At 71.2% G+C, this 20,523-nt stretch carries 23 protein-coding genes; 19 read left to right on the forward strand and 4 right to left on the reverse strand.

Annotated elements, in window-relative coordinates:
- Window positions 1–35 precede the first annotated feature (35 nt).
- The 11 genes from ABD979_RS11400 (at window position 36) to ABD979_RS11450 (ending at window position 10,081) form a co-directional block, all read left to right on the forward strand.
- Window positions 36–533, forward strand: coding sequence for a Cg1360 family ATP-synthase-associated protein (locus ABD979_RS11400; protein ID WP_345507582.1), 498 nt, complete (start codon window positions 36–38; stop codon window positions 531–533).
- Between the two features lie 14 nt (window positions 534–547).
- Window positions 548–835, forward strand: a complete 288-nt coding sequence (locus ABD979_RS11405; protein ID WP_345507583.1) for an AtpZ/AtpI family protein — start codon at window positions 548–550, stop codon at window positions 833–835.
- A 169-nt stretch (window positions 836–1,004) separates the two neighbouring features.
- Window positions 1,005–1,784 (forward strand): F0F1 ATP synthase subunit A, encoded by a 780-nt coding sequence (gene atpB, locus ABD979_RS11410; protein ID WP_345507584.1) that lies wholly within the window; start codon window positions 1,005–1,007, stop codon window positions 1,782–1,784.
- Window positions 1,785–1,908: 124 nt separating this feature from the next.
- Window positions 1,909–2,121 (forward strand): ATP synthase F0 subunit C, encoded by a 213-nt coding sequence (gene atpE / locus ABD979_RS11415; protein WP_070193816.1) that lies wholly within the window; start codon window positions 1,909–1,911, stop codon window positions 2,119–2,121.
- A gap of 48 nt (window positions 2,122–2,169) precedes the next feature.
- On the forward strand, window positions 2,170–2,748 hold the full coding sequence (locus ABD979_RS11420) for a F0F1 ATP synthase subunit B (RefSeq protein WP_345507585.1): 579 nt from the start codon (window positions 2,170–2,172) through the stop codon (window positions 2,746–2,748).
- Window positions 2,748–3,560 (forward strand): F0F1 ATP synthase subunit delta, encoded by an 813-nt coding sequence (locus ABD979_RS11425; RefSeq protein ID WP_345507586.1) that lies wholly within the window; start codon window positions 2,748–2,750, stop codon window positions 3,558–3,560. Before ABD979_RS11420 ends, ABD979_RS11425 begins: the two co-directional genes overlap by 1 nt.
- A gap of 69 nt (window positions 3,561–3,629) precedes the next feature.
- A complete protein-coding gene (gene atpA, locus ABD979_RS11430) occupies window positions 3,630–5,261 on the forward strand; it encodes a F0F1 ATP synthase subunit alpha (RefSeq protein WP_345507587.1) in 1,632 nt (543 codons plus the stop codon).
- A 105-nt stretch (window positions 5,262–5,366) separates the two neighbouring features.
- A complete protein-coding gene (locus tag ABD979_RS11435) occupies window positions 5,367–6,305 on the forward strand; it encodes a F0F1 ATP synthase subunit gamma (protein ID WP_345507588.1) in 939 nt (312 codons plus the stop codon).
- A gap of 27 nt (window positions 6,306–6,332) precedes the next feature.
- The gene (gene atpD, locus ABD979_RS11440) at window positions 6,333–7,793 is read left to right on the forward strand and encodes a F0F1 ATP synthase subunit beta (protein ID WP_345507589.1); all 1,461 of its coding nucleotides are present in this window, start codon (window positions 6,333–6,335) and stop codon (window positions 7,791–7,793) included.
- Window positions 7,794–7,864: 71 nt separating this feature from the next.
- Window positions 7,865–8,659, forward strand: a complete 795-nt coding sequence (locus ABD979_RS11445; RefSeq protein WP_345507590.1) for a hypothetical protein — start codon at window positions 7,865–7,867, stop codon at window positions 8,657–8,659.
- 45 nt (window positions 8,660–8,704) lie between these two features.
- Entirely contained in the window at window positions 8,705–10,081 is a 1,377-nt protein-coding gene (locus tag ABD979_RS11450; protein ID WP_345507591.1) for an NAD(P)/FAD-dependent oxidoreductase, read from the forward strand.
- A gap of 60 nt (window positions 10,082–10,141) precedes the next feature.
- Here ABD979_RS11450 and ABD979_RS11455 read toward each other — a convergent pair whose 3' ends face one another.
- On the reverse strand, window positions 10,142–10,579 hold the full coding sequence (locus ABD979_RS11455; protein WP_345507592.1) for a DUF6918 family protein: 438 nt from the start codon (window positions 10,577–10,579) through the stop codon (window positions 10,142–10,144).
- Between the two features lie 127 nt (window positions 10,580–10,706).
- On the opposite strand from ABD979_RS11455, the gene ABD979_RS11460 reads away from it, so the two are divergent.
- Window positions 10,707–10,982 carry a F0F1 ATP synthase subunit epsilon gene (locus tag ABD979_RS11460; protein ID WP_345507593.1) on the forward strand — a complete coding sequence of 92 codons (276 nt, stop codon included), beginning with the start codon at window positions 10,707–10,709 and terminating at the stop codon, window positions 10,980–10,982.
- A gap of 9 nt (window positions 10,983–10,991) precedes the next feature.
- A complete protein-coding gene (locus tag ABD979_RS11465; protein WP_345507594.1) occupies window positions 10,992–11,429 on the forward strand; it encodes a DUF2550 domain-containing protein in 438 nt (145 codons plus the stop codon).
- A 431-nt stretch (window positions 11,430–11,860) separates the two neighbouring features.
- Here the strand turns inward: ABD979_RS11465 and ABD979_RS11470 are convergent, their stop codons facing one another.
- Window positions 11,861–12,502 (reverse strand): cob(I)yrinic acid a,c-diamide adenosyltransferase, encoded by a 642-nt coding sequence (locus ABD979_RS11470; protein WP_345507595.1) that lies wholly within the window; start codon window positions 12,500–12,502, stop codon window positions 11,861–11,863.
- A gap of 80 nt (window positions 12,503–12,582) precedes the next feature.
- On the opposite strand from ABD979_RS11470, the gene murA reads away from it, so the two are divergent.
- The 4 genes from murA to ABD979_RS11490 all read left to right on the forward strand — a co-directional run bounded on the left by murA (window position 12,583) and on the right by ABD979_RS11490 (window position 17,000).
- Window positions 12,583–13,872 (forward strand): UDP-N-acetylglucosamine 1-carboxyvinyltransferase, encoded by a 1,290-nt coding sequence (gene murA, locus ABD979_RS11475; RefSeq protein ID WP_345507596.1) that lies wholly within the window; start codon window positions 12,583–12,585, stop codon window positions 13,870–13,872.
- Between the two features lie 239 nt (window positions 13,873–14,111).
- Window positions 14,112–14,471, forward strand: a complete 360-nt coding sequence (locus ABD979_RS11480; protein WP_345507597.1) for an STAS domain-containing protein — start codon at window positions 14,112–14,114, stop codon at window positions 14,469–14,471.
- Window positions 14,472–14,574: 103 nt separating this feature from the next.
- Complete coding sequence (locus ABD979_RS11485; protein ID WP_345507616.1) at window positions 14,575–16,593, forward strand: protein meaA; 2,019 nt, start codon at window positions 14,575–14,577, stop codon at window positions 16,591–16,593.
- A 20-nt stretch (window positions 16,594–16,613) separates the two neighbouring features.
- Complete coding sequence (locus ABD979_RS11490) at window positions 16,614–17,000, forward strand: hypothetical protein (RefSeq protein ID WP_345507598.1); 387 nt, start codon at window positions 16,614–16,616, stop codon at window positions 16,998–17,000.
- Here ABD979_RS11490 and nucS read toward each other — a convergent pair.
- Window positions 16,986–17,681: an endonuclease NucS gene (gene nucS / locus ABD979_RS11495; protein WP_345507599.1), complete on the reverse strand. Its 696-nt coding sequence runs from the start codon at window positions 17,679–17,681 to the stop codon at window positions 16,986–16,988. The two genes, ABD979_RS11490 and nucS, sit on opposite strands and share 15 nt — an antisense overlap.
- An 85-nt stretch (window positions 17,682–17,766) precedes the next feature.
- Here nucS and ABD979_RS11500 point away from each other — a divergent pair, with 85 nt between their 5' ends.
- Both ABD979_RS11500 and ABD979_RS11505 read left to right on the forward strand, forming a co-directional pair.
- Window positions 17,767–19,545: a 3-hydroxyacyl-CoA dehydrogenase family protein gene (locus ABD979_RS11500; protein WP_345507600.1), complete on the forward strand. Its 1,779-nt coding sequence runs from the start codon at window positions 17,767–17,769 to the stop codon at window positions 19,543–19,545.
- A gap of 16 nt (window positions 19,546–19,561) precedes the next feature.
- Window positions 19,562–19,870 (forward strand): hypothetical protein, encoded by a 309-nt coding sequence (locus ABD979_RS11505; RefSeq protein WP_345507601.1) that lies wholly within the window; start codon window positions 19,562–19,564, stop codon window positions 19,868–19,870.
- Here ABD979_RS11505 and ABD979_RS11510 read toward each other — a convergent pair.
- On the reverse strand, window positions 19,861–20,370 hold the full coding sequence (locus ABD979_RS11510; protein ID WP_345507602.1) for a DinB family protein: 510 nt from the start codon (window positions 20,368–20,370) through the stop codon (window positions 19,861–19,863). The two genes, ABD979_RS11505 and ABD979_RS11510, sit on opposite strands and share 10 nt — an antisense overlap.
- Between the last annotated feature and the right edge of the window lie 153 nt (window positions 20,371–20,523).

Raw genomic sequence — 20,523 nt, forward strand, 5'->3', positions numbered from 1 at the left:
CACGAGCCACCCAGACGCAGCCAGGCAGGTCTTCCTTGAGCGCCACACCGGCCCCGAACGCATCACAGTCCGATGCGTTCGCGCAGCTCCTCCGGGGCTCGCTCCTGCCGACGGCCGTCGTGGGTCTCGGGTGCGTCGTCGTCGGGCTCTTCTCGAGCCCTAAGGCCGCCTGGTCCGCCGCGGTCGGTGCGGTCATCGTGCTGTTCTTCTTCAGCCTCACGCTGCTCGTCATGAAGCGCACGGCCGACCTCGCGCCCACGACGACGATGATGGTCGTCATGGCCACCTACACCGTCAAGGTGCTGGTGCTCGGGGTCGCGATGTTCGCGCTGCGTGACGTCTCCTGGGCGTCCGGCTACGCCATCGGCGTCTCGATCACCGTGTGCGCCGTCGTCTGGCTGTTCTTCGAGATGCGCGCCTACAAGCGCCTGCGGATCTTCGCCTACGACCCCGACGGCGCCGCCTCGCTCGAGACGCCCGCCCCGAAGCACGACGCCGCCCCCACCGACCGGGAGCCGCGTGATGAGCCGTGACCGCGGAGGTCGACATGACCACACCACCGAACCCCGAGCCGGTCGACCCGACGCAGCCGGTGCTGCCGCCGTCGTCGCCGAGCGCGGAGGACGAGGCCGAGCAGCTGCGCTCGTTCAATGTCCGCGAGCAGGACTCGGCCTGGCGGGCCGTGGCCTACCTGCTGACCGGCCCGCTGATCTACGGGGGCCTCGGGGCCCTCGCGGACCACTGGCTGGGCACGTCCTGGCTCGTCGGAGCCGGGATCGTGGGTGGGATGGCCATGTCGCTCTACCTGATCTGGTTCCGATACGGTACCCATTGAGCCCAGCGAGCCTCGCGGCCCCCGCGCAGCCTGACCACGTGTCGCTCGCCGGCCCTCCGACCCGGGGTCCCGACGGGGGTGCGCCCCACCACGCGCCACCCCGCACCGACCCTGCACTGCTGACGTACGGCGTCAGCGCACACGCCCAGAACCTACGAAGGAGCAACCCGTGAGCATCGTGGCCGCCGCCCCGACGGACTACACCGCCCCCGGTGTCGAGGAGTTCTGGCAGCCCCTCATCGGTGACGGGGCCTGGGCCATCACGCGCCCGATGTTCCTGATGGCCGTCTCCGTCGGCCTCATCGTGTGGTGGCTGCTCGCCACGACCCGCAAGAAGGCCATTGTGCCGAGCAAGGGCCAGATGGGCACCGAGGCCGTCTACGGCCTGGTCCGCAACGGCGTGGCCAAGGACCTCATCGGCAGCAAGGACTTCATGCGGTTCGTCCCGCTGCTGTTCTCGATGTTCGTGCTGATCCTCGTCAACAACTTCTTCGGCGTCATCCCGCCGTTCAGCTACCCGACGATGAGCCGCATCGGCTTCCCGATCGCGCTGGCCCTCATCGTCTGGGTCGTCTTCCACGTCGTCGGCATGAAGAAGCACGGCTTCATCGGCTACTGGAAGTCGCTCGTCCCGGCGGGCCTGCCCAAGGCCATGATCGCCCCGATCTTCGTCCTCGAGCTGATCACCGACCTCTTCACGCGCCCGGTCACCCTCGCCCTGCGACTCTTCGGCAACATGTTCGCCGGCCACATCCTGCTCGTCCTGTTCATCACCGGCGGCTGGTACATGCTGACCTCCGGCGGCATCCTCGTGGTCGCCGGTGGCGTCACCTGGGTCTTCGCCCTCGTGATGACGCTCTTCGAGCTGCTGGTCGAGTTCCTGCAGGCCTACGTCTTCACGCTGCTGGCCGCGCTCTACATCGCCGGCGCCGTCGCCGACGAGCACTGAGCGCACCACCCCGCGCCGCCTCGGCGCACCACGAACTGCACCACCGCACGAGCACCACACCAGCTTCGCCCCCGCCCGTCTGGCAAACCGCCAGACGGACAAGACAAGAAGGAATGGAAAACACATGACTGGCAACATCGCCATCCTCGGTTACGGCCTCTCCGCCATCGGCCCCGGTATCGGTGTCGGTCTGATCTTCGCCGCCTACATCAACGGCGTCGCTCGTCAGCCCGAGGCCCGCGGCATGCTGCAGCCGATCGCCTTCCTGGGCATGGCCATCACCGAGGCGCTCGCCATCTTCGGTATCGCGCTCGCGTTCGTCTTCAAGGCCGGCTGAGCCCTCTCCACGCCGACCCGACGCACCCGTTCTCTCTAGGAGACCCGCATGCAAGCATCGTTCGTGTTCGCCGAAGGCGGCGAAGAGGGCTTCTGGGCCACCGCGGCACCGATCATCCCGCACCCGCTCGAGTTCTTCTTCGGCCTCGCCACCTTCGCGATCCTCTACGTCGTCGTGAAGAACAAGGTCGTCCCGCGCCTCGAGCAGATCTACGCCGAGCGCACCGCGGCGATCGAGGGCGGCATGAACAAGGCCGAGGAGGCCCAGGCCCAGGCCCAGGCCGCGCTCGAGCAGTACCAGGCCCAGCTCGTCGAGGCGCGTTCCGAGGCCGCTCGCATCCGTGAGGACGCGAAGGCCCAGGGCGCGCAGATCATCGCCGAGATGCGCGAGCACGCGGCGTCCGAGGCGGCTCGGATCACCGAGACGGCGCACAAGCAGATCGAGGCCGAGCGCCAGCAGGCGGTCGTCTCGCTCCGCAGCGACGTCGGCCGCATCTCGACCGACCTCGCCAGCCGCATCGTCGGCGAGTCGCTGCACGAGGAGACCCGTCAGAAGGGCATCGTCGAGCGCTTCCTCGCCGAGCTCGAGTCGGGCGACGTCGTCCGTGAGAAGGTCGGGGACCGCTGATGCAGGGATCCTCACGCGCAGCTGCGGCGGCGAGCCGCGACGCGCTCACCGGCGCGCTCGCAGGCGGCGCCGACCGCTCGCGGCTGGCCGAGGAGCTCTTCGCGGTCGTCGGGCTGCTCGACGGCAGCACGGCACTGCGCCGTGCCGTCGCCGACACCTCGCGCGAGGGCTCGGACAAGGTGGCGCTCGCCGACCGCCTCTTCGCCGGCAAGGTGGGCGACGAGACGCTCGCCGTCCTGCGTGGCGTCTTCGGCCAGCGCTGGACCAGCGAGCGTGACCTCACCGACACGCTCGAGACGTATGCCGTCGAGTCCGTCATCGCGCAGGCCGAGGGCGAGGGTCGTGCCGACCGCGTCGAGGACGAGCTGTTCCGCTTCGAGCGGATCGTCGCCTCCGACGCGGGCCTGCGCAGCGCGCTCACCGACGCCCAGGCGTCGGGGGAGCGGCGGCTCGCGCTCGTCGAGTCGCTGCTCGGCGACAAGGTCGCGCCCGAGGCCCTCGGGCTCGTCCGCCAGGCCGTGCGTGCCCCCCGGGGCCTCCGGTTCGACCGGACGATCGTGCGCTACCTCGACATCGCCTCGCGTCGCCGCGAGCAGCAGACGGCCACCGTCACCTCGGCCGTCCCGCTCACCGACGAGGACCGCGCCCGGCTCGCCGCCGGGCTCGCCACCGTCTACGGCGGCACGGTCCACATCAACACCGTCGTCGACCCCCGGGTCATGGGCGGGGTCAAGGTCGAGATCGGTGACGAGCTCATCGACGGGACCGTCATCCGCAAGCTCGACGCGGCGCGCCGCGCCATGGGTGCCTGAGGCACCTGCCACCAGCTGTGATCAACCACCGGCCCGCCCTGCGGGTCGAAACCGAGGAGAAGATCTGACATGACGGAGCTTTCGATCCGTCCGGAGGAGATCCGCGACGCACTGGACTCGTTCGTCCAGTCCTACGAGCCCGGCGCGGCCTCCCGCGAAGAGGTCGGCCGCGTCACCGACGCCGGTGACGGCATCGCTCACGTCGAGGGTCTTCCCTCGGCCATGACCAACGAGCTGCTCCAGTTCGAGGACGGCACGCTCGGCCTCGCCCTGAACCTCGACGTGCACGAGATCGGCGTCGTCGTCCTCGGTGACTTCGCGGGCATCGAGGAGGGCCAGACCGTCAAGCGCACGGGCGAGGTCCTCTCGGTCCCGGTCGGTGACGACTTCCTCGGCCGCGTCGTCGACCCGCTCGGCAACCCGATCGACGGTCTCGGCGCGATCACCTCGGAGGAGCGCCGCGCCCTCGAGCTGCAGGCGCCCAACGTCGTCCAGCGCAAGTCGGTGCACGAGCCGCTCCAGACCGGCATCAAGTCGATCGACGCCATGACGCCGATCGGTCGTGGCCAGCGCCAGCTCATCATCGGCGACCGCCAGACCGGCAAGACGACGGTCGCGATCGACACGATCATCAACCAGAAGCGCAACTGGGAGTCGGGCGACCCCGACGCGCAGGTCCGCTGCATCTACGTCGCCATCGGCCAGAAGGGCTCGACCATCGCGTCGGTCCGCGGCACGCTCGAAGAGGCCGGCGCCCTGGAGTACACGACGATCGTCGCGGCCCCCGCGTCGGACTCGGCGGGCTTCAAGTACCTCGCTCCCTACACCGGCTCGGCCATCGGCCAGCACTGGATGTACCAGGGCAAGCACGTCCTCATCGTCTTCGACGACCTGTCCAAGCAGGCCGAGGCCTACCGCGCCGTGTCGCTGCTGCTGCGCCGCCCGCCGGGCCGCGAGGCCTACCCGGGTGACGTCTTCTACCTGCACTCGCGGCTGCTCGAGCGTTGCGCCAAGCTCTCCGACGACCTCGGCCACGGCTCGATGACGGGTCTGCCGATCATCGAGACCAAGGCCGGTGACGTCTCGGCGTACATCCCGACCAACGTCATCTCGATCACGGACGGCCAGATCTACCTGCAGGCCGACCTGTTCAACGCCAACGTGCGTCCGGCCATCGACGTGGGTGTCTCGGTCTCCCGAGTCGGCGGTGCCGCGCAGATCAAGGCGATGAAGTCGGTCGCCGGTCGACTCAAGCTCGACCTCGCGCAGTTCCGCGCCATGGAGGCGTTCGCGATGTTCGCCTCCGACCTCGACCCGGCCTCGCGGGCCCAGCTCGCCCGTGGTGCGCGCCTCGTCGAGCTGCTCAAGCAGCCGCAGAGCTCGCCGTACCCCGTCGAGGAGCAGGTCGTCTCGATCTGGGCCGGCACGACCGGCAAGCTCGACGACGTCGCCGTCGAGGACGTGCGGACCTTCGAGTCCGAGCTGCTCGAGACGCTGCGTCGCGAGGGCAAGGTCCTCCAGACCATCCGCGAGACCCTCAAGCTCGACGAGGACACCGAGACGGCGCTGGGCAAGGTCGTCGAGGACGTCAAGTCCACCTTCCGGGGCACCGGCAAGGACGGCCTGCAGGCCGGCCACGAGGAGTTCGACGAGATCGCCGACGACCAGATCACCCAGGCGAAGATCGTCAAGCAGAAGTGACCACCTCCCGTATGCCGCCCGGCCAGCCGGGCGGCATACGGGACCGGGCGTGAGCCCACCCCGCAGGCAACCACAGACGTTTCGAGACCAAGAGAGGCGGAGCACATGGGAGCGCAGATGCGGATCTACCGCCAGCGCATCAAGTCCGTCAACTCCATCAAGAAGATCACCAACGCGATGGAGCTGATCGCGGCCGCACGCGTCGTCAAGGCCCGCCAGCGGGCGACCGAGGCGATGCCGTACACGACCGCGCTGACGCGTGCCGTGTCGGCGGTGGCGACCAACACGAACGAGGACCACCCGTTGACGACGGCGAAGGAGACCGCCACGCGGGCCGGCGTCGTCATCATCACGGCGGACCGCGGACTTGCCGGTGCCTACTCCGTCGCGGCGATCAAGGAGAGCGCGGAGCTGATCGCCAAGCTGACCGCCGAGGGCAAGGAGGTCGTGCCCTACCTCGTCGGACGCAAGGCCGTGAGCTACTTCAAGTTCCGCAAGCGCGAGTACGCCGCCGAGTGGACCGGCTTCTCCGACGCGCCGACGTTCGAGAACGCCAAGGAGATCGCCGACCGCATCACGGCCGACTTCCTCAAGCCCACGGAGGAGGGCGGTCACGACGAGATCCACGTCGTTTTCACCCGCTTCCGCTCGATGGTCCGCCAGGACCCGTTCGTCCTGCGCCTGCTGCCCCTCGAGGTCGTCGGCGCCGACGAGGGCGGCGACGACGACAACCTCGACCTCAGCGTCAACCGCTACGAGGACGGGCAGATCCCGCCGGAGTACTCCTTCGAGCCGAGCGCGGCCGAGGTGCTCGACCTGCTCCTGCCCAAGTACGTCCGCAACCGCATCTTCACCGCGCTGCTCAGCTCGGCGGCCTCCGAGCTCGCCGCCCGCCAGCGGGCGATGAAGTCGGCCACCGACAACGCGACGGAGCTGATCAAGACCTACCAGCGCCTCGCGAACCAGGCCCGTCAGGCCGGCATCACCCAAGAGATCAGCGAAATCGTGGGCGGCGCGAACGCCCTCGCCGACGCCCAGAAGTAACGCCCACAGGTAAGGAAGCAGACCACCATGACTGCAACTGTCAGCGACACCACGTGGACGGCCCCGCCCGCGGGCGGCGTCGGACGCATCTCCCGCATCATCGGTCCGGTCGTCGACGTGGAGTTCCCCGTCGACGCCATGCCGGAGCAGTACAACCTGCTCACGACCGAGGTCACGCTCTCGGGCGAGACGAAGAACCTCAACCTCGAGGTCGCCCAGCACATCGGCGACAACATGGTCCGCGCCATCTCGCTCCAGCCGACCGACGGTCTCGTGCGCGGCTCGTCCGTGCAGGACACCGGCGGCCCCATCACGGTGCCCGTCGGTGACGTGACCCTGGGCCACGTGTTCAACACCACCGGTGAGTGCATGAACCTCGCCGAGGGCGAGCGCCTCGAGGTCAAGGAGCGCTGGGGCATCCACCGCAAGGCGCCCGCCTTCGACCAGCTCGAGTCCAAGACGACGATGTTCGAGACCGGCATCAAGGTCATCGACCTCATGACCCCCTACGTCCAGGGTGGCAAGATCGGCCTCTTCGGTGGTGCCGGCGTCGGCAAGACGGTGCTCATCCAGGAGATGATCGCCCGTGTGGCCCGTGACCACGGTGGTGTGTCGGTGTTCGCCGGCGTCGGTGAGCGCACCCGTGAGGGCAACGACCTCATGGTCGAGATGGAGGAGGCCGGCGTCCTCGGACAGACGGCCCTCGTCTTCGGCCAGATGGACGAGCCGCCGGGCACGCGTCTTCGCGTCGCCCTGTCGGCGCTGACGATGGCGGAGTACTTCCGCGACGTCCAGAAGCAGGACGTGCTCCTCTTCATCGACAACATCTTCCGCTTCACGCAGGCCGGCTCGGAGGTCTCGACCCTCCTCGGCCGCATGCCGTCCGCCGTGGGCTACCAGCCCACCCTCGCCGACGAGATGGGCACCCTCCAGGAGCGCATCACCTCGACGCGCGGCCACTCGATCACCTCGATGCAGGCGATCTACGTGCCGGCCGACGACTACACCGACCCGGCCCCGGCCACGACGTTCGCGCACCTCGACGCGACGACCGAGCTCTCGCGTGACATCGCGTCGATGGGTATCTACCCCGCCGTCGACCCGCTGTCCTCGACCTCGCGAATCCTCGACCCGCGCTACGTCACCGCCGACCACTACAACACGGCCGTGCGCATCCGCTCGATCCTGCAGCGCAACAAGGAGCTGCAGGACATCATCGCGATCCTCGGTATCGACGAGCTCTCCGAAGAGGACAAGATCCTCGTCAACCGGGCCCGTCGCATCCAGCGCTTCCTGTCGCAGAACACCTACGTCGCCAAGCAGTTCACCGGCATCGAGGGTTCGACGGTCTCGCTGGCCGACTCGATCGAGGGCTTCACGAAGATCGCCGACGGCGAGTACGACCACGTCGCCGAGCAGGCCTTCTTCATGTGTGGTGGCCTCGACGACGTCGAGCGCCAGTGGTCGGAGATCCAGAAGAACCTCTGACGGCCTGGATGGATCGTCCGACCAGACGACGGGGAGGTGCCCTCTGGGCCCTCCCCGTTCGTCATCCGGGGGTGCTGCTCGCGGCCCTGGCGCTGATGGGGGCCTGGGGCGCGAGCCGGGCCACGCTCGGCATCGACTTCGGCGACAGCGCGCACGCCGTCGAGCTGGCGGTGCGGACAGCGCGCGGTGACGTCCCCTTCCGCGACGAGCTCAACATGCAGGTGCTCGGGTCGTGGCCCGCGGTGCCGGTCGTGTGGGTGTGGCTGCACGCGATCGGCATCGACGGGATCGTGCTCGCGTCGCGGCTCTCCTTCGTCGCCGTCGTCGCCCTCGTCGTCGGTGTGTGCCGGCGGGCCGTGGCCCGCTACGTCGGTCGGGGCACGGCGGCGGCGGCCCTCGTCGCAGCCGTCATCACCACGGCGTGCAACCAGCAGGTCCTCTCGTACAACACGACGCCGGGGCTGCTGGACCTCCTGGCGCGTGTGCCGCGACGGCTGCGGTCGGCGGTCGGTCGAGGCGCTGGGCCCTGCTCGCCGGGGTCACCGCGCTGCTCGGTGCCGTCAGCCACCCGCTCACCGCGCCGACCGTGTGCCTGCTCATCGCCGTGGTGGCCGTGCTGCTCCGGGGCCCGGCTCGGCGCGCCCTCGCCGTCACCCGTGCCTACCAGGCCGCTCGACCGCCGCTGTCCGAGCGCCTCGATGTCCTCGGGAGGGGGATTCCTGGTGCTCCGCCACCTCGGACCGGGCGATGAGATGCCCTCGAGCGTGGAGTCCGGCCCTGACATGCTGCGTGAGCAGCATCTCGCCGTGAGATCGGCGACCGGGGGCATGCCGGCCCGCTCCAGGGCGTTGCACCCGGTGAACTGACGTCAGCGTCGACGACCCAGCACTCGAACCGAGCCAAGGAGAACCGTGAGCACGCCCACCCAAGAGTCCCGCCGACACCAGGTCGTCGTGATCGGATCGGGGTTCGGCGGACTGTTCAGCACGCAGGAGCTGAAGCACGCCGACGTCGACGTCACCCTCATCGCGCGCACGACCCACCACCTCTTCCAGCCGCTGCTCTACCAGGTCGCGACGGGCATCCTGTCCGAGGGCGAGATCGCTCCCTCGACGCGCGAGGTGCTGAAGCGCCAACGCAACGCCCGGGTGCTGCTCGGCGACGTGTCGGACATCGACCTCGAGGCGCGCACGGTCACCCACAGCACGCTCGGCCACCAGACCGTGACGCCCTACGACTCGCTCATCGTGGCGGCGGGGGCCGGCCAGTCCTACTTCGGCAACGACGAGTTCGCCCGGCACGCGCCGGGGATGAAGTCGATCGACGACGCGCTCGAGCTGCGCGGGCGCATCTTCGGCTCGTTCGAGCTCGCCGAGCTCGCGTCCACCCCGGCCGAGGCCGAGCGGCTCATGACCTTCGTCGTCGTGGGCGCCGGGCCGACGGGTGTCGAGATGGCGGGCCAGATCTCCGAGCTGGCCCGTCGCACCCTCAAGCGTGACTTCCGGCGCATCGACCCCACCACGGCGCGGGTCATCCTGCTCGACGCCGCGCCCGCGGTGCTCGGCTCGTTCGGCGAGAAGCTGGGCGACCGCGCCGTGAAGCGGCTCACCGAGATGGGCGTGGAGGTGCGCCTCGGCGCCAAGGTCGTCGACGTCGACTCGACCGGCATCGAGGTCGAGCACGGTGACGGCCGCCGGGAGCGCATCGAGTCGGTGTGCAAGGTGTGGGCCGCGGGCGTGTCCGCGTCGCCGCTCGGGCGGCAGCTCGCCGAGCAGTCCGGGGCCGGCCTCGACCGGGCCGGGCGCATCGAGGTCGACGACGACCTCACGCTGCCGGGCCACCCGGAGGTCTTCGTCGTCGGCGACATGATGGCCCTCAAGGGGCTGCCGGGTGTCGCGCAGGTCGCGATCCAGGGCGGTCGGTACGCCGCCGAGCAGATCGAGCGGACGCTGACCGGCCGCGAGCGCAAGGGCCCGTTCGAGTACTTCGACAAGGGCAGCATGGCGACGATCTCGCGCTTCTCGGCGGTCGCGTCGGTGGGCAAGGCCCAGTTCAGCGGCTTCTTCGCCTGGGTGCTCTGGCTGGCCGTCCACCTCGTCTACATCATCGGCTTCAAGCACCGCATCACGACGCTGCTGCACTGGACGGTCAGCTTCCTCGGCCGCGGTCGTGCGGAGCGCGTCGTCACCGAGCAGCAGGTCTTCGCCCGCCAGGCGATCAGCGACCTCGGGCCGCAGTTCAGTCCTGAGCTGCCGCCGGTGGCCGACGGGCGCCCCGACGCCGAGTGAGGCCGTGACGGCCCGTCCGGGGCCACGGACCCGGTCAGGGCACCCGGTCAGGGGACCCGGTCAGGGGACGAGCGACTCGACCGCGGCGCCGAGGCGGGGGAGCGCGGCGACGACGTGCGACTTCGCCTTGCCGCGCAGCGAGCCGTAGACCTTGGCCGCCGAGGCGTGCCGGGTGCTCGCGGCCTTGGCGTCCGTCACCGCGAGCAGCGCGTCGGCGGCGGCGTCCTGATGCGCGAGCAGGTGCGCGCCGAACGGCTGCGCGCCCTTGCCGGCCCAGAACGGGTCGAGGGCCGCGGCGAACTGGGGCAGCAGCCGGTCGGTCGCGCTGGCCACGAGGTTGCCGCCCAGCTTGCGCACCGCGGCGTAGCCGGCCTTGACGGCGGCGCCGCCGAAGCCCGACTTGGCCGCGACCTCGGCGTCGATGACGTCGGTCAGCGTCGTCACCGCGACGGGACGACGGGCGGGCGCGAGGAGGGCGTCGGACACGGCGGTGCTCATGGGCAGGCTCCTGGTGGGTGTCGGGAGGAGGCGAAGGATGGGGGAGCGGGGGTCGGGCCCCTCGCGTACGGAGCATCCTCGCAGAGGCACTAAACTGGCGAGCACACCCCCACGATCCGGAGGAAACGTGAGTTCGCTCAAGGTTGAGATGGTTGCCGCCGACCGGAAGGTCTGGGAGGGCGAGGCCAAGTTCGTACGCGCCCGGTCCATCTCGGGCGAGCTGGGCATCCTGCCCGGCCACACCCCGTTGCTCGGTGTCCTCGTCGAGGGCGAGGTGGCCATCGAGTCGCTCGAGGGTGAGCGTCGCACCGTGACCGTCGACGGCGGTTTCCTCTCCGTCGACTCCGACGTGGTGACGATCGTCGCCGAGCACGTCGACGCGTCCTCGCTGCAGAGCAACTGAGGCCACCGCGTGCCGCCGGTCCTCGTCTCCACCGAGATCGTGATCGGCACGCTGATCGTCGTCGCGGTGGTCGTGCTCGCCACGACCTACCTGCGCCGGCGCTATATCGCCAAGGGCCTGCCGTTGACCCTCTGCGGTCTGCGCGCGGCCGGCACCGACCGCTGGCGCCTCGGGCTCATCCGGTTCGGCGACAACGCCCTCGAGTGGTACACGCTCGGGGGCGTCTCCGTGCGCCCGCGGCACCGCTGGCTGCGCCAGCGGCTGCTCCTCGAGGCTCCGGAGCGGCTCGAGGGCAGTGACTCGATCCCGCTGCTGCCCGACGCCAGTCGCGTGCCGTGCAGCGACGGCGAGACCCGCTTCGAGCTCGCCCTGCAGGGGCCCGCCTACACCGCGCTGCGCTCGTGGCAGGAAGCCGCCCCGCCCGGCTACAACGTCAACGTCGCCTGACCCCAGCCGCCACCGCGCCGGGGCGCAGTTCGTCCCCGGATCGAGCGAGACCCGCACACGGCTGCAACCGCGCCACGGCGCACTTGCGAGCTGGGCGTGGGCCGGAAGACCGCTGCAAGTGCGCCATGGCGCAGCTACGGCCGGATCCCGGGCTGGTTGGCGGCTGCAAGTGCGCCATGGCGCATCTACGGCCGGATCCCGGGCTGGTTGGTGGCTGCAAGTGCGCCACGGCGCATCTCCGGCCGGATCCCGGGCTGGTTGGTGGCTGCAAGTGCGCCACGGCGCAGGTACGGCCGGATCCCGGGCTGGTTGGCGGCTGCAAGTGCGCCACGGCGCAGCTACGGCCGGATCCCGGGCTGGTTGGCGGCTGCAAGTGCGCCACGGCGCGCTTTCGGGGCGGGCGCGGGCGCTCGCGTATGCCGGGGGCTGCGTCAGTGCTTCCTGGCTCGCTCGGGCTTCTCGACCCGGCCGCCGCCCGGCTGCCACAGCACGTCGCCGCCGATCGGTGTGTTCGCGATCCGCGCGAGGATGAAGAGCAGGTCCGAGAGCCGGTTGAGGTACTTCGCGGTGAGCACGTTGACGCCGCCCGCCCCACGGGTGTCGCCGTCCGGGGCCGGCTCGGTGCCGTGGTGCTCGACCGCCGCCCAGGCGGAGCGCTCGGCGCGGCGCACGATCGTCGTCGCGAGGTGCAGGTGCGCCGAGCCCGGGGTGCCGCCGGGAAGGATGAAGGAGCGCAGCTTCTCGACCTGCTCGAGGTAGAGGTCGCAGTCGCGCTCGAGGTCGTCGATCCACGGCTGCTCGACGCGCAGCGGCGGGTAGTCGTAGCTCTCGCGGAGCGGGGTGGAGAGGTCGGCACCGACGTCGAAGAGCTCGTTCTGCACGCGCAGGAGCGTGGCCCGCACCTCCTCCGGCAGGTCGCCGCAGGCGACGGCGATGCCGATCGCCGCGTTGGCCTCGTTGGAGTCGGCGTACGCGTGCAGCCGCGCGTCGTTCTTGCCGACCCGGGAGAAGTCCCCGAGGCTCGTCGTGCCGTCGTCTCCGGTGCGGGTGTAGATCCGCGTCAGGTTGACCATGGGGCCACTCTCTCACCCGCCCGGTCCCAGACCGTCGGCGCGGTCACGGCGCCGGCGCGGCCCCCGATAGGGTGCCTGGGGTGAGAGAGCGATTCCGGGTCGTCGGCGGCGCGCACCTGCGGGGCGAGGCCGCCGTCGTGGGCGCCAAGAACAGCGCGCTCAAGCTCATGGCGGTCGCCCTGCTCGCGGTGGGCCGCACGACCCTGACGAACGTGCCGGCCATCGCCGACGTGACGATCATGGCCGAGCTGCTGCGCCGCCTCGGGGTCGACGTCGTCTACGACGCCCGGCTCGGCACCGTCGTGCTCGACGTGCCCGAGCGCATCGGCCACCGCGCCGACTACGAGCTCGTGCGGGCCCTGCGGGCCTCGATCTCGGTGCTCGGGCCGCTCGTGGCGCGGGTCGGCGAGGCCGACGTCGCGGTCCCCGGCGGCGACGCCATCGGCTCGCGCGGCCTCGACCTGCACGCGGCCGGTCTCGAGGCGCTCGGCGCCCAGGTGCACGTCACCCACGGCTACCTCGTCGCCACGGCGCCCTCCGGGCTGCGCGGCGCCGACATCCGGCTCGACTTCCCGAGCGTCGGGGCCACCGAGAACGTGCTGACGGCATCCGTGCTCGCGCGTGGCACGACGACGATCGACAACGTCGCCAAGGAGCCGGAGATCGTCGACATCGCCGACATGCTCGTCTCGATGGGGGCCCGCATCGAGGGGGCGGGCACGTCGCGGATCACCGTGCACGGCGTCGACGCGCTGTCCCCGACCGAGCACGCCGTCGTCTCCGACCGCATCGCGGCCGGCACCTGGGCCTTCGCGGCCGCCGCGACCCGGGGCGACATCGAGGTCGTCGGCGGCGTGGCCGAGCACCTGCGCGCGCCGCTCGCGGCCCTCGAGGACGCGGGCTGCCAGATCGAGGTCACGGCGCGCGGGTTCCGCGTCTCGGCCACCGACCGGCGGCCGCGGGCCTTCGACGTCGCGACGCTGCCCTACCCGGGGTTCCCGACCGACCTGCAGCCCTTCGCCCTGACCTACAACGCCGTCGCGGAGGGCTCCGCGATGGTGACCGAGAACCTCTTCGAGGCGCGCTTCCGCACCGTCCAGGAGCTCGCGCGCCTCGGCGCGGACGCGCAGATCGACGGCCACCACGTCATGACGCACGGGGTGCCGCTGCTCTCCGGGGCCCCGGTCGAGAGCAGCGACATCCGCTCCGGCGCGGCGCTCGTCATCGCCGGGCTCGTGGCCGAGGGCGACACGCTCGTCAGCGGCGTGCACCACATCGACCGCGGCTACCCGCGCTTCGAGGAGGCCATGCGGGCCCTCGGCGCCGACGTCACCCGTGAGCCCGACGACGCGCCCTTCGACGAGGTCTGACAGGACCACCCGCGCCGGCCTTCGCGCCCCGCCCGTGGGCCGCCCGAGGCCCGACCGAGGCCCGGTTGCGCCTGATTCGCGCCCCGTCCGCACCCCGCCCCGCCGCGTGGGCCCGTGGGGGCAAACGGTCGGTTTTCGTGACGAACGTATTTCTTGACCCTTTCTTGACTCCGAGAGGCAACGTATTCGTCGGCTGAGGCGTCATCATGATGACGGCACAGCGTTGAGAGGGGTCCTGGATGACGCTGCACACCCAGCGAAGGGGTCCGGTTCAGGTGCTCGACGCACCTGACGGCCACGACGTCATCATCGAGGGGCGGCTCGACGTCCACACCGTTCCCGACATCCGCGACGCGATCCACGAGGTCATCGACCTCGGCCCGGGCGAGCTGAGGCTGCACCTCGGGGCGGCCGAGATCGGCGACGCCACGGGGCTCGGGGTGATCGTCCACCTGCACCGGCGGGCCACCCGCGCCGAGCGCCGGCTCGTCCTCGTCGACGCGAGCGACCGCACGACCCGACTGCTGCGGGGCTGCCGTCTGGACCGCATCCTCGCGCCCCGCCACGCCGCCGTCACTGTGGCGCCTCTCACCGCCTGAGCGCCTCCCCAGCGTCTCGGGGCGCCGCTACCGTCGAGCCATGTCTTCGACGGAGAGCGCACCGCCGCCTGCTGCCCGGGTGACTCCCGACCGTCCGTGGGTGATGCGGACGTATGCCGGCCACTCGAGTGCCGCTGCGAGCAACGCGCTCTACCGCCGCAACCTCGAGAAGGGCCAGACGGGCCTGTCGGTCGCCTTCGACCTGCCCACCCAGACCGGCTACGACCCCGACCACGCCCTCGCGCGCGGCGAGGTCGGCAAGGTCGGTGTGCCGGTCAGCCACGTCCGCGACATGGCCGCCCTCTTCGACGGCATCCCGCTGCGCGAGATGAACACGTCGATGACGATCAACGCGACGGCGATGTGGCTGCTCGCGCTCTACCAGGTCGTCGCCGAGCAGCAGGCGAAGGCCGCGGGCGACGACCCGGCCGCGTGGGTGCACGACCTCGCGGGCACCACCCAGAACGACATCATCAAGGAGTACCTCTCGCGCGGGACCTACGTCTTCCCGCCCGGGCCCTCGCTCCGGCTCATCACCGACATGGTCGCCTACACGGTGCGCGAGATGCCGCGGTGGAACCCCATCAACATCTGCAGCTACCACCTGCAGGAGGCCGGCGCGACGCCGGTGCAGGAGATCGCCTACGCCCTCTCGACGGCGGTGGCGGTGCTCGACGCCGTGCGTGACTCGGGGCAGGTGCCACCGGAGGAGTTCGACGCGGTCGTCGCTCGGATCTCCTTCTTCGTCAACGCCGGGGTGCGCTTCGTCGAGGAGATGTGCAAGATGCGCGCCTTCGTCGAGCTGTGGGACGAGCTGACCCGCGAGCGCTACGGCGTGACCGACGCCAAGGCCCGCCGCTTCCGCTACGGGGTGCAGGTCAACAGCCTCGGCCTCACCGAGGCCCAGCCGGAGAACAACGTCCAGCGCATCGTCCTCGAGATGCTCGCCGTCACCCTGTCCCGCGACGCCCGGGCCCGCGCGATCCAGCTGCCCGCCTGGAACGAGGCGCTCGGCCTGCCCCGGCCGTGGGACCAGCAGTGGAGCCTGCGCATGCAGCAGGTGCTCGCCTACGAGTCCGACCTGCTCGAGTACGACGACCTCTTCACCGGCTCGGTCGTCGTCGAGGCCAAGGTGGCCGAGCTCGTCGCCGGGGCCCGGGCCGAGATGGCCCGCGTCGAGCAGCTCGGCGGCGCGGTCGCGGCCGTCGAGTCCGGCTACATGAAGTCGGCCCTCGTGGCCTCGCACTCCGAGCGGCGCCGGCGCATCGAGGCGGGGGAGTCGGTCGTCGTCGGCCTCAACCGCTTCGAGACGACCGAGCCGAACCCGCTGACGGCCGACCTCGATGCCGCGATCCAGACCGTCGACGCCGACGTCGAGCGCCAGGCTGCGGCGGCCGTGCGGGCCTGGCGGGAGGCGCGCGACGCCGACCCCGGGCGCAGGGCCCGGGCCGAGGCGGCGCGCGAGCGCCTGTCGTCGGACGCGCGCGAGGGGACCAACCTCATGGCCGCCTCGATCGAGGCGGCCCGGGCCGGGCTGACGACGGGGGAGTGGGCCGCCGTCCTGCGCGAGCAGTTCGGCGAGTACCGGGCCCCCACCGGCGTCTCCGGCTCGGTGGGCGTCGGCGCGAGCGAGCCGGGTGGCGCGCTCGCCCGGGTGCGTGGCCTCGTCGCCCGCACCGGTGAGGAGCTCGGCGAGAAGCTCCGGGTGCTCGTCGGCAAGCCCGGCCTCGACGGGCACAGCAACGGCGCGGAGCAGGTGGCGGTGCGCGCCCGCGACGCCGGGTTCGAGGTCGTCTACCAGGGCATCCGGCTGACCCCGGAGCAGATCGTCGCGGCCGCCGTGGCCGAGGACGTGCACCTCGTCGGGCTCTCCATCCTCAGTGGCTCGCACATGGAGCTCGTGCCCGAGGTGATCCGCGGGCTGCGGGAGGCGGGCGCCGGCGACGTGCCCGTCATCGTCGGCGGCATCATCCCCGAGCCCGACGCCGCGGCCCTCCGCGCGGCCGGGGTGGCGATGGTCTTCACCCCGAAGGACTTCGGGCTCAACGAGATCATGGCCGAGATGGTCGGCGTGGTGCGGGCCGCGCGAGGTCTCCCGCCACTCACCCTCGCACCCGCCTGAAGGGGCGTAGCGTCGGTGCCATGAGCGACCTCCAGTGCCCCGCTCGGGTCGTCGTCGTCAACCCGCCGGCGCTCGCCGACGTGCCCTGGCTCGCGGCCGAGGTGCACCTCGAGCGCGTCCAGGCCGTCTACGCGGCCGACGACGTGCCCGACACCGGGCCGGTCGAGGCCCTGGCCGACGACCTCGGCGTGCCCTCGCACCTCGCCCACGGCGACCTCGGCGACGGCTCGGCCGACCTCGCGGCCGTCGCCGACCGCCACCGCGGCGAGAGCGTCGTCGTCGTCCGTGCCGGCGACGCGGCCGAGCCGGTGCTGCTGCTCGTCGACTCGGAGGGCGCGCGCGTCGAGCCGCTCGACGCCGGCCCGTCGGCCGAGTGGTCGACCCGGCGCGGCTCAGAAGAGGCGTGACTCCGCGTCGTCGATGCCCTTGAGGGCGTCGTAGTCGAGCACGACGCAGCGGATGCCGCGGTCCTCGGCGAGCGTGCGCGCCTGCGGCTTGATCTGCTGCGCGGCGAAGACGCCGGTGACCGGCGCGAGGTGCGGGTCGCGGTTCATCAGCTCGAGGTAGCGGGTCAGCTGCTCGACGCCGTCGATCTCGCCCCGGCGCTTGATCTCGACGGCCACGCTCGTGCCGCCGGCGTCCTTGGCGAGGATGTCGACCGGGCCGATGGCCGTCATGTACTCGCGCCGCACGAGCGACCAGCCGTGGCCGAGGGTGTGGATGTGCTCGGCGAGCAGCCGCTGCAGGTGCGCCTCGACGCCGTCCTTGACGAGGCCCGGGTCGACGCCGAGCTCGTGCGCGGAGTCGTGCAGCACCTCGTGGATGAGCACGGTGAGCCGGTCCTCGCTCTTGGCGTGCTGCACGCGCCACACGGCGACGACGCCGTCGCCGGACTGGGTCTCGTCGGGCTCGACCTCGGCCATGGTGCACGGCGGCGACATCCAGTTGAGCGGCTTGTAGGAGCCGCCGTCGCTGTGCACGAGCACGGAGCCGTCGGCCTTGACGACGAGCAGCCGGGTCGCGAGGGGGAGGTGAGCGGTGAGTCGACCGTCGTAGTCGACGCTGCAGCGGGCAATGACGAGACGCACCGCACCACCCTAAGGGAGGTCGCGTGGGCAGCGTCACGCCCCGGGCGGGTGTGGGTGGTGCGCGCGCTCTGCGAGACTCACCCCCATGGCTCGTGAGTTCACCAAGGTCGGCGTCATCGGACTCGGCACCATGGGTGCCGGCATCGTGGAGGTCTTCGCCCGCAACGGCATCGACGTCGTCGCGGTGGAGGTCACCGACGAGGCGGTCGAGAAGGGCCGCGGCGTGCTCGCGCACTCGACCGACCGCGCGGTCTCCCGCGGCAAGCTGGCGCCGGAGGACCAGGCGGCGCTCCACGCCCGCGTGCAGTTCACGAGCGACATGGCCGACCTCAAGGAGTGCCAGCTCGTCATCGAGGCCGTGCCCGAGCACCTCGACCTCAAGAAGGAGATCTTCGGGCGGCTCGACGCCATCGTCGGCGACGACGCGATCCTCGCGACGAACACGAGCTCGCTGCCCGTGACCGAGATCGCTGTCGCGACGATCAACCCCAAGCGCGTCGTCGGCATGCACTTCTTCAACCCGGCGCCCGTGCTCCAGTTCGTCGAGGTCATCAAGACCGTCATCACGAGCGACGAGACCTTCGAGGACGTCAAGGCCCTCGCCGAGCGGCTCGGCAAGAAGCCGGTCGTCGTCGGTGACAAGGCCGGCTTCATCGCCAACGCCCTGCTCTTCGGCTACCTCAACCACGCCGTCGCGATGTACGAGAGCAAGTACGCCACGCGCGAGGACATCGACGCCGCCATGAAGCTCGGCTGCGGCTACCCGATGGGCCCGCTCGCCCTGATGGACCTCATCGGTCTCGACACGGCCTACGAGATCCTCGACACGATGTACAAGCAGGGTCGCGACCGCCTGCACGCGCCGAGCCCGATCATCAAGCAGATGGTGAGCGCCGGCCTCAAGGGCCGCAAGAGCGGTCGCGGCTTCTACACGTATGCCGCTCCGGGCAGCTCGCAGGTCGTCGACGACGCGCTGACCCCGCGCGCGCAGGACGGCGCCCACGTCGCCGTGCGCCCGGTGCGCACCGTCGGGGTCGTCGGCTCCGGCACCATGGCGACCGGCATGGTCGAGGTCTTCGCCAGGGCGGGGCTCGACGTCGTCTTCGTCGCGCGCGGCGACGCCAAGGTGGCGGCCGTGAACAGCGCGCTGGCGACGAGCCTCGAGAAGGGCGTGCAGCGCGGCAAGATCGAGGAGGCCGACCGCGACGCCGCGCTCGGGCGCGTCCGGGGCACGACCCGGCTCGAGGACCTCGCCGACGTCGACCTCGTCGTCGAGGCCGTCGTCGAGGACCTCGCCGTCAAGCGCGCCCTCTTCGAGAACCTCGACGAGATCTGCCGACCGGGCGCCGTCCTCGCCACGACGACGAGCTCGCTGCCCGTCGTCGAGTGCGCGGCCGCGACGAAGCGGCCGCAGGACGTCATCGGCATGCACTTCTTCAACCCCGCCCAGGTCATGCGCCTCGTCGAGGTCGTGCACACGGTCTCCACGGCCGACGACGTCGTCGCCACCGTGCAGCAGCTGTGCGCGACGGTCGGCAAGCACGCCGTGACGTGCGGCGACCGCTCCGGCTTCATCGTCAACGCGCTGCTCTTCCCCTACCTCAACGACGCCGTCAAGATGCTCGAGGCCAACTACTCGACGGCCGACGACATCGACACCGCGATGAAGACCGGCTGCGGCCTGCCGATGGGCCCGTTCGAGCTGCTCGACGTCGTCGGCCTCGACGTCTCCCTCGCCATCGAGCGCGAGCTCTACCTCGAGTTCCGTGAGCGCGGCTACGCCCCCGCGCCGCTCCTCGAGCACCTCGTCACCGCCGGCTACCTCGGGCGCAAGACGGGCCGCGGGTTCCGCACCTACGCCTGACGCCTACCCTTGGTGCATGCCCTCGCGCCGCAAGCCCAGCAAGCACGCGCGCGAGCACGTGCCGCTCGACGTGACGCGCATCCAGGGCGGCAGCACCCGCGAGGAGACGTATGCCGGCACCCGCTGGACCGTGCGCTCGGTGAGCGGGGCGTCGGCCACCCGGGCCTACCTGTGCCCGGGGTGCTCCCAGGACGTGCCGCCGGGCCTGCCGCACGTCGTCGTGTGGCCGGCGGAGGGCGTCGGCGGGCTCGGTGACCGCCGGCACTGGCACACCGGCTGCTGGCAGCGCCGCGACGCCCGGCCCCCGGGCAACGCCTACCGCTGAGCCGGCTCGCGCGCGGCGAGCACCTGCTCGCGGAGGATCTCGGCGTGCCCGCAGTGCTGGGCGAGCTCGCGCAGCACGTGCAGGTGCACCCACCGCAGGGGCAGCGGTCCGCGACGGTTGCCCGTCACGACGTCGTCGGGACCCATGCCCTCCGTCGCCGATCGCGAGGCCGCACAAGCCTGCTCGTGCGCGAGCGTGATCGACGCGATGGTGTCGTCCTCATCGAGGACGAACGACTCGTCGGGCGTCGCCGGGATGCCGATCTCGGCGCGGGAGCGACCGGTGACCGCCTCGTCGAACCACACCTTCTCGACGAACGTCGCGTGCTTGACGAGGCCGAGCAGGGTCGTGGCCGAGGGCACGAGCGAGCGGCGCGCCTCCTCCTCGGTCAGGCCCTCGAGCGCCTCGCGCAGGGCGGAGCGGTGCTCGTCGATGAGGGCCTCGACCTGGAGGCGGACCGGGGCCCAGACGACGTCCTCGGTGCTGGGTGGCTGCGTCATGGACCGAGAGCCTGCCACCCGCGACGGGATGCGTGCGCGCGCGACGCGCGGCACGGCATACCTGCTCGGTGACGGAGCGCTAGTTGTACTCGGCCTGGACGTTGGTGACACGTAGGCGTTGACGATGAGGAGAACCTCCGGGTGAGGTGAGGA

Source organism: Terrabacter aeriphilus, assembly GCF_039542985.1.
Taxonomy (GTDB): Bacteria; Actinomycetota; Actinomycetes; order Actinomycetales; family Dermatophilaceae; genus Terrabacter; species Terrabacter aeriphilus.

Bases quoted from the DNA above. Each gene is read 5' to 3' on its own strand.
- ABD979_RS11500 (WP_345507600.1), top strand. From the start codon at position 17,767: ATGGCTCGTGAGTTCACCAAGGTCGGCGTCATCGGACTCGGCACCATG.
- ABD979_RS11470 (WP_345507595.1), bottom strand. From the start codon at position 12,502: ATGGTCAACCTGACGCGGATCTACACCCGCACCGGAGACGACGGCACG.
- atpE (WP_070193816.1), top strand. From the start codon at position 1,909: ATGACTGGCAACATCGCCATCCTCGGTTACGGCCTCTCCGCCATCGGC.
- ABD979_RS11420 (WP_345507585.1), top strand. From the start codon at position 2,170: ATGCAAGCATCGTTCGTGTTCGCCGAAGGCGGCGAAGAGGGCTTCTGG.
- ABD979_RS11485 (WP_345507616.1), top strand. From the start codon at position 14,575: ATGCGGACGTATGCCGGCCACTCGAGTGCCGCTGCGAGCAACGCGCTC.
- ABD979_RS11435 (WP_345507588.1), top strand. From the start codon at position 5,367: ATGGGAGCGCAGATGCGGATCTACCGCCAGCGCATCAAGTCCGTCAAC.
- ABD979_RS11490 (WP_345507598.1), top strand. From the start codon at position 16,614: ATGAGCGACCTCCAGTGCCCCGCTCGGGTCGTCGTCGTCAACCCGCCG.
- atpD (WP_345507589.1), top strand. From the start codon at position 6,333: ATGACTGCAACTGTCAGCGACACCACGTGGACGGCCCCGCCCGCGGGC.
- ABD979_RS11425 (WP_345507586.1), top strand. From the start codon at position 2,748: ATGCAGGGATCCTCACGCGCAGCTGCGGCGGCGAGCCGCGACGCGCTC.
- atpA (WP_345507587.1), top strand. From the start codon at position 3,630: ATGACGGAGCTTTCGATCCGTCCGGAGGAGATCCGCGACGCACTGGAC.
- ABD979_RS11405 (WP_345507583.1), top strand. From the start codon at position 548: ATGACCACACCACCGAACCCCGAGCCGGTCGACCCGACGCAGCCGGTG.
- ABD979_RS11455 (WP_345507592.1), bottom strand. From the start codon at position 10,579: ATGAGCACCGCCGTGTCCGACGCCCTCCTCGCGCCCGCCCGTCGTCCC.
- ABD979_RS11480 (WP_345507597.1), top strand. From the start codon at position 14,112: ATGACGCTGCACACCCAGCGAAGGGGTCCGGTTCAGGTGCTCGACGCA.
- ABD979_RS11510 (WP_345507602.1), bottom strand. From the start codon at position 20,370: ATGACGCAGCCACCCAGCACCGAGGACGTCGTCTGGGCCCCGGTCCGC.
- ABD979_RS11505 (WP_345507601.1), top strand. From the start codon at position 19,562: ATGCCCTCGCGCCGCAAGCCCAGCAAGCACGCGCGCGAGCACGTGCCG.